Source organism: Paenibacillus sp. JT31N17 (genome assembly GCF_056269255.1).
Map to the genome: position 1 here is coordinate 20,239 of NZ_JBWDNP010000030.1, position 6,976 is coordinate 27,214.

At 46.2% G+C, this 6,976-nt stretch carries 9 protein-coding genes; all 9 read left to right on the forward strand.

Annotated features, from left to right (window positions below; genetic code table 11):
- Positions 1-86: 86 nt before the first annotated feature.
- The 9 genes from trxB (at position 87) to AC0YOB_RS37950 (ending at position 6,530) form a co-directional block, all read left to right on the forward strand.
- Positions 87-1,016, forward strand: coding sequence for a thioredoxin-disulfide reductase (trxB, locus tag AC0YOB_RS37910; protein ID WP_475797162.1), 930 nt, complete (start codon positions 87-89; stop codon positions 1,014-1,016).
- Between the two features lie 51 nt (positions 1,017-1,067).
- Entirely contained in the window at positions 1,068-1,373 is a 306-nt protein-coding gene (gene trxA / locus AC0YOB_RS37915) for a thioredoxin (RefSeq protein ID WP_475797163.1), read from the forward strand.
- A gap of 286 nt (positions 1,374-1,659) precedes the next feature.
- Complete coding sequence (locus AC0YOB_RS37920; protein ID WP_475797170.1) at positions 1,660-2,322, forward strand: NAD(P)H-dependent oxidoreductase; 663 nt, start codon at positions 1,660-1,662, stop codon at positions 2,320-2,322.
- A 147-nt stretch (positions 2,323-2,469) separates the two neighbouring features.
- Complete coding sequence (locus AC0YOB_RS37925) at positions 2,470-3,213, forward strand: SDR family NAD(P)-dependent oxidoreductase (RefSeq protein WP_475797164.1); 744 nt, start codon at positions 2,470-2,472, stop codon at positions 3,211-3,213.
- Positions 3,214-3,346: 133 nt separating this feature from the next.
- Positions 3,347-3,985 (forward strand): FMN-dependent NADH-azoreductase, encoded by a 639-nt coding sequence (locus AC0YOB_RS37930; protein WP_475797165.1) that lies wholly within the window; start codon positions 3,347-3,349, stop codon positions 3,983-3,985.
- A gap of 266 nt (positions 3,986-4,251) precedes the next feature.
- A complete protein-coding gene (locus tag AC0YOB_RS37935; protein WP_475797166.1) occupies positions 4,252-4,605 on the forward strand; it encodes a DsrE family protein in 354 nt (117 codons plus the stop codon).
- A gap of 168 nt (positions 4,606-4,773) precedes the next feature.
- Positions 4,774-5,112: an MmcQ/YjbR family DNA-binding protein gene (locus AC0YOB_RS37940; RefSeq protein ID WP_475797167.1), complete on the forward strand. Its 339-nt coding sequence runs from the start codon at positions 4,774-4,776 to the stop codon at positions 5,110-5,112.
- 183 nt (positions 5,113-5,295) lie between these two features.
- Positions 5,296-5,895, forward strand: coding sequence for a nitroreductase family protein (locus tag AC0YOB_RS37945; protein WP_475797171.1), 600 nt, complete (start codon positions 5,296-5,298; stop codon positions 5,893-5,895).
- Between the two features lie 26 nt (positions 5,896-5,921).
- Positions 5,922-6,530 carry a thioredoxin family protein gene (locus tag AC0YOB_RS37950; RefSeq protein ID WP_475797168.1) on the forward strand — a complete coding sequence of 203 codons (609 nt, stop codon included), beginning with the start codon at positions 5,922-5,924 and terminating at the stop codon, positions 6,528-6,530.
- The last annotated feature ends 446 nt before the right edge of the window (positions 6,531-6,976 follow it).

The window sequence follows — 6,976 nt, forward strand, 5'->3', positions numbered from 1 at the left end:
TAGCAATGAACGAAATTTGTATTAAGGGAGAGGCTGCAAGTTAAATGCTCCCTGACATGGATGAAAACAGAAGAGGTGGCCTTCCAATGCATTACAAAGCGATTATTATCGGTACAGGTCCGGCCGGTTTAACGGCGGCAATTTATCTGGCAAGGGCGAATGTTGCCCCACTTGTCATTGAAGGAATTCAACCCGGCGGCCAATTGACGACAACAACCGAGGTCGATAACTTCCCGGGGTTCCCAGACGGGATTATAGGTCCCGAGCTGATGGATAACATGCGTAAACAAGCGCTGCGCTTCGGCGCTTCGATTCAGCCGGGACGGGTGACAGAAGTGGACATGTCCAAGCGGCCGTTCACGCTGTTCTTGGAGGACGGAAATCAATTGACGGCTGATTCGCTGATTATTTCGACAGGCGCATCGGCCAAGAAGCTGGGCATCCCTGGCGAAACCGAGAATATCGGCAGAGGTGTCAGCACCTGTGCGACCTGCGACGGCTTCTTCTTCCGCAACAAGAGAATCATCGTGATTGGTGGCGGAGATACCGCGATGGAGGAGGCGCAATTCCTGACCCGATTCGCGTCCGAAGTTCGCATCGTGCATCGCCGCAATGAACTGAAGGCTTCGAAGATCATGCAAGATCGCGCGCGCGGCAGCGAGAAGATCGCTTGGAGCCTAAACCGGACACCGCTCGAAGTAACGGCAGGTCCGATGGGCGTAAGCGGACTGAAAGTGCGCAATAACGAAACGGGCGAAGAGGAGCTGCTGGAAGCCGACGGGATTTTCCTCGCAATCGGACACACGCCGAATACGGGCTTCTTGGGAGGGCAGCTGCCAACCGATGAGCTCGGTTACCTGCAAGTGATTCCAGGCACATCCCAAACCGCCATACATGGCGTTTTCGCCTGCGGTGACGTGCAGGACCGCGTTTACCGCCAAGCCATTACATCGGCAGGCAGCGGTTGTATGGCCGCGCTGGATGCGGAACGGTTCTTGTCCGAGCAGCATGCTTAATATTTTTCGCATAACGAATCCATCCATTCATTCCTAAGGGAGGCATATGCCATGTCAGTTCAACCGATAACAGATGCAATTTTCCAAAATGAGACCGCAACGGGCACTGTGCTCGTCGATTTCTGGGCGCCTTGGTGCGGACCTTGTAAAATGATCGCTTCGGTACTGGACGAATTGTCCACCGAGATCGGCGATAAAGCCAAAATCGTAAAAATCAACGTGGACGATAATCCAGAATCCGCGGCCAAGTACAACGTCATGAGTATTCCCACCCTGTTAATATTCAAAGACGGGCAAGTCGTGAACCAACTAGTCGGGATGCAACCGAAAGATCGATTGAAGGCGGCAATCGAGTAGGCCTTTTCAAATAAGTGGTATGCTGACTTTAATATTAAAGTGGATCTGATAGAATCCAATTTTACATGCTAATATGGATATTGTGCTTCCTGAAGGCGGATCCGATTCTGAAAATGCAGGGGCTCATTTTATTTGAAGAACTCACGAAAAGACCGGTTATGCTGATTCTTCTATCGCAACGGATGGTGTCCTTTTTGCACTATGCAATTGCAAAGTGGTTATGAGAACAGCAGATCGGTTATCAATAGAATACAATAAAAAGGAAGGTGGATTACACATGATAGTAATGGAGAGTAAAAAACAAGAAATTTTAAAAGCTTACAAGTTTAGACATGCTTGCAAAGCATTTGATACCGACAAAAAGATTTCGGATGAAGATTTTCACTTTATTTTGGAGACGGGGAGATTGTCTCCAAGTTCATTTGGCTTCGAGCCGTGGAAGTTTGTCGTGATCCAAAATCCAGCCCTTCGCGAGAAATTAATACCGGTATCTGGCGGTGCCACGGGACAACTGCCCACTGCCAGCCATTATGTAGTGATATTGGCCAGAAGAGAAGGAGACTTACGGCCTGACTCGGCTCACGTGAACAAAATGTGGAAAGACATTCATCATATGCCTGAAGAAGTTGTGCAAGATTGGCACGCTTTCTACAGCTCCTTCGTCGAAACAGAACTCGAAGACAATGACCGTCTCATTTTTGAATGGTCAATCAGACAAACCTATATAGCATTGGGAAACATGATGACAGCCGCGGCTCAAATCGGTATTGATTCCAGTCCGATCGAAGGTTTTGATAAAAAGCAGCTGACCGCTATTTTACAAAATGAGGGTATCATTAAGGGCGACGATTTCGGTGTATCCTGTATGGTCGCTTTCGGATATCGTCAAAAGGATCCCAAACGTCCACAAACAAGACAACATCTTGGTGAGATTGTTGAGTGGCGATAAACTTAAGATAATATTTCTAAAGTTTTGTGCTTGAGTTTATAAATGGGGTTGCAGCGGGTGTGGCAACTCCTTTTTTATGGAGCTTTAAGATTGGCTATAAAATATAACAACGTGGTTGACAAAACCCAAATTAAAGGAGACTGGGAGATGGAATTTCAAGGAAAAGTCGTCGTGATTACAGGTGGAAGCAGCGGTATAGGGAAAGCAGTGGCAATTGAACTGGTGAAACGAGGAGCAAATGTCATTATTAATGGCCGCCGCGAACAAATGCTGGTAGAGGCAGCAAGTGAAATCGATCCGACAGGCGCACACGTCGCTTATGTTGCCGGCGACATTTCAGACTCTCAAATCGCAGACCGCTTAATCGGCGAAGGGCTTTCTCGCTTTGGCCGGATCGACACGCTGGTGAACAATGCCGGCATTTTTATGGCGAAACCATTCACGGACTTCACTAAAGAGGATTTTACCTCGATGTTGTCAATCAATTTGGCAGGATTTTTCCATGTTACGCAGCGTGCGGTGACTGAGATGATGAAAGCGGGTTCCGGCCACATCGTTAACATCACAGGAAGCGGGATTGTCGTACATCCACACAAGTCTTTGCCATCTGTACTTGCCGCGCTGACTAAAGGAGGTTTGAACGCAGCAACAAAATCGCTGGCGATTGAGTATGCGGATAAGGGTATTCGCGTGAACGCCGTCGCGCCTGGGGTAACCAACACACCTATGCATACGGTAGAGACCCATAACTTTCTGTCTAAATTGCACCCCGTAGGCCGAATAGGCGAGGTTCAAGATATTGTGGACGCCATTATGTATCTGGAGTCCGCACATTTCGTGACAGGAGAGATTCTTTATGTCGACGGCGGTCAAAACGCTGGCAACTGGTAAACCACGCAGGCGTCACATAACCTCAAGCTTGCCCATGCCTATCCAATAACACGACAAGTGATCGGAAGCGAAGATAACCATGGCATTTGTTTGGGATTTCATCAATTTAAGAAAAAGGAGCATTTGATTTAACATGGCACAAGTTCTATACATTACTGCTAATCCAAAATCAATTGAACGCTCAGTGGGTCATCGGGTCGGACAAGCTTTTCTTAAAGCTTATCGCGAAACTCATGCAAATGATGAGATTCAGGAAATAAATTTATATGAAGAAGAATTTCCAATCGTGGATCGAGATATTCTTAACGGCTGGGAAAAAACCCGTCGAGGGGGACGGCCATTTTCAGAGTTGAGTCAAGTCGAACAGCAAAAAATCAATGCATTAAATCAATTTATAGATCGGGTAGCGAGCGCCGATAAATACGTATTTGTATCTCCTATGTGGAACTGGGGTATTCCACCGCGATTAAAAGCTTTTATCGATTCCGTTGTAGTCGCGGGAAAAACGTTTCATTACGAAGAGAATGGTCCCGTTGGACATTTAAAAGGCAAAAAAGCTATTCATGTTCAAGTAAGCGGCGGTATTTATTCGCATGGGCCTTTGGCTGCAATGGATCATAGTCATCCCTATTTAAAACAAGTGCTTAACATCATAGGTATACATGATGTGCAAGCATTATATGTGGAAGGACATGATTTTGATCGAGAGCGAGCAGATGAAATTATTCGCAAGGGTATATCGGATGCAGAAAAGCATGCGATGACTTTTTAATCACGATGTCGATTTCGCCCCCCGGCTCGTGGCGTTTGTTTCCGAGTGCGGAGCACTGCTCGTCGTCGGCCAGAATGGATTTTTCGAACGGGAAATGGTACATGCCGCTGCTTTGCAGGACGGAGCCGATCTCGCTGCCGTTAGATGATACGGCACAACCCGAAAAATAACATCGGTAATGTGAAATAGATTACAGAAGGATGCGTCTCATTCCGGTTAAGATAAGCTCATGAAACATACATTACAACAATAAGGAGTGTTCAAGCATGAAAAAAGTAGCGATTATCGTTCACGCCACGGAGAATGAAGGGGGAAGAGTGTCTCATGCCCTGTTATATGGTCAAGAGCTGCACGAGGCCAATGTCGAGGTGAAAATTTATTTCGACGGCCAAGGTACGACCTGGGTCAAAACGCTGGAGGATCCATCCCACATGTTCAATCCCCTTTACAAAGCCGCTAAAGGGCAGGGCCTCATCGCCGGAGTTTGCAATTTCTGCGCGAACGTATTCGGGGTGACCGAGGATGTCAAATCTGCCGGACTTCCGACATTCGCGGATGCGGAAGGACACCTCAGCATTTCGAAATTGATTGTGGACGATTACCAAATCATCACCCTTTAATTTCGAAGCGGCGTAAACACCGTTTGACAACAGGAAGATGGGCTGGTCAAGACACCTTGATCAGCCCGTTTTCGCTTGACTCTCTCCCGTTTCGGCCATCGGACAAATCAAGGCGCCATGATGGAACGACGTGGACTATAAGATTTCATTTACGAAGGGATGAGTGGGTTGAATAATAATTTAATCGAATACTGTCTAAACAAAAAAGAAGCGATTAAGGATTATCCCTCGGGCCCCGATCCAATCGCGATAAAAGTTGCTGGTAAAATATTCGCGCTTTTTTTTGAAAAAAAAGGATACTTGGTCCTAAAATGTGACCCGGTGATTGCGGAAAACTTAAGAGAGCAGCATGAAGACGTTCGACCGGGGTATCATATGAACAAAAAGCACTGGAATACGATTATTCTCGAGGGTTCTTTACCGGAGTCGGCTATTTTTGAAATGATTGACCACTCTTACGATTTGGTTGTGAAAAGCCAGCCGAAGAGCGTCCGGAAGTCTATATAGTCATTGTTCTTCGTTCCCTTCATTTGTTCTGAGGTTTAGCTTTTTCATGCGCTCCTGGAGCAAATTCCAAACATGCGGCTTCGCATCAATCGATACTTTGTATTTCTACTTCTTCCCTTCGAGAATCGCCATCGGATTCAGCCGATGAAAATTGAAAAGATAAGGAGAGGTATCATGAAAACCTTGAAGAAAGATTTATTTACTGCAATACGCGAACGGCGCTCCATTTATGGAATTAGCAAAGAATCACCAATTTCCGATCAAAGTATCCAAGAAATAATCGAGGAAACCGTTAAACATACACCATCGGCGTTTAACAATCAAACTACCCGCGTTGTTCTGCTCTTAGGTGAACAACATAACAAGTTATGGGATATTACGACCGAAGTTCTAAAAGCACGCGTTCCTGCCGAACAATTTTCTTCCACTCAGGAAAAAATGAACGGATTTCGGAACGGATACGGTACAGTGCTTTTCTTCGAAGACCAGTCAACTATTGATGCTTTTATGAAACAATTTCCCTCTTACCAGGAACACTTTCCGATTTGGTCACTGCAAACAAATGGCATGCACCAATTGGTGATCTGGATGGCGCTGGAGGCTGAAGGGCTGGGCGTAAACCTACAGCATTACAATCCATTGATTGATGAACGGGTAAAAGCAGAATGGAAGTTGCCGGAAAGCTGGAAACTGACTGCCCAAATGCCGTTCGGTAAACCATCTGCTGCAGCAGGTGAAAAGAAATTTAATCCGATACAAGAACGCATAAGAGTTTTTAAATAAAGTTAACCGTGGGGGTGCGTGAAGATATGGAAGCACAATTGAACTTAAAACACAAAATCGGTCAAGGGATTTCGCCTCAACAGTTCATGGATGGAATGAAGAATCGGAATATGGAAAACAGTAAAATTCTGAATACCAAGGAAAAGTTCATCTCCATCTACGATACTTTCACATGGGCGCAAGAAGATCAGAAATTATTTTTTACCGGTTTAAACCGTCGCTCCGACCTGCACTGTTTGATTCTATGCACAGATTGGTGCCCGGACGTCATCTGGAATGTCCCTTTGTTGTTTCGAGTGATGGAGCAGAGCGGCATTTCGACTGAAGTATTGCTAATGGAGGAGCACCTGGAAACCATGGATCTCTTTCTCACAAATGGCGGGCGAAATCAGCCGATCGCGGTTTTCTTGAATGCGTCCGGTGAAGTTCTAGGCAGATGGGGAGCGCGTCCAGCTTATATTCAGGCTGTGATGGATGGGTTTAAAAAGAACAATCCAGACAAACAGGAAGCCGATTACAAGGAGAAATTGAACCAAACATATGGGGAGATCGGAGAGCTCTATCAAGTTAGCAATGATTATCAAAATGTGATCCTTCATGAATTAAGAGATTTGTTTACGGCCTTTTCTTCGTGAATTTTAAATTTATCTGGAGCGGGGATGACCGGACGGCAGTCATTTATGGGAGCCATAGGTGGTAATAGGTAAACGATGAGTAAGCGTCACATAACCTCAAACTTGCCCATGCCTATCCTATAACCCGACAAGTGATCGGAAGCGAGGATGACCATGGCAAATAAGGCTCGAGCGCCTCTGGATTTTGTGAATCTGGAAGCTGCTCGAACAGGTACTTTAAATATGGGAAGGCTGCCGGTTGGCGGCCTTTTTTTCGTTTGGCGTGCCCAGAGGCACGCATTATCTAGTTGGTGAAAGTCCAACCAAGGGAGGGACCAAGCCACCCTTGTAGCTAGGATGCTTGCGCATGGCGAAATCTGTGCGTAAAAGCGCATCGACAAAAGTACTTGTCGGAGACAAGGCGAGCAACATACCAGGCCGTAACATGAAGTGAATCCTGCCGCATC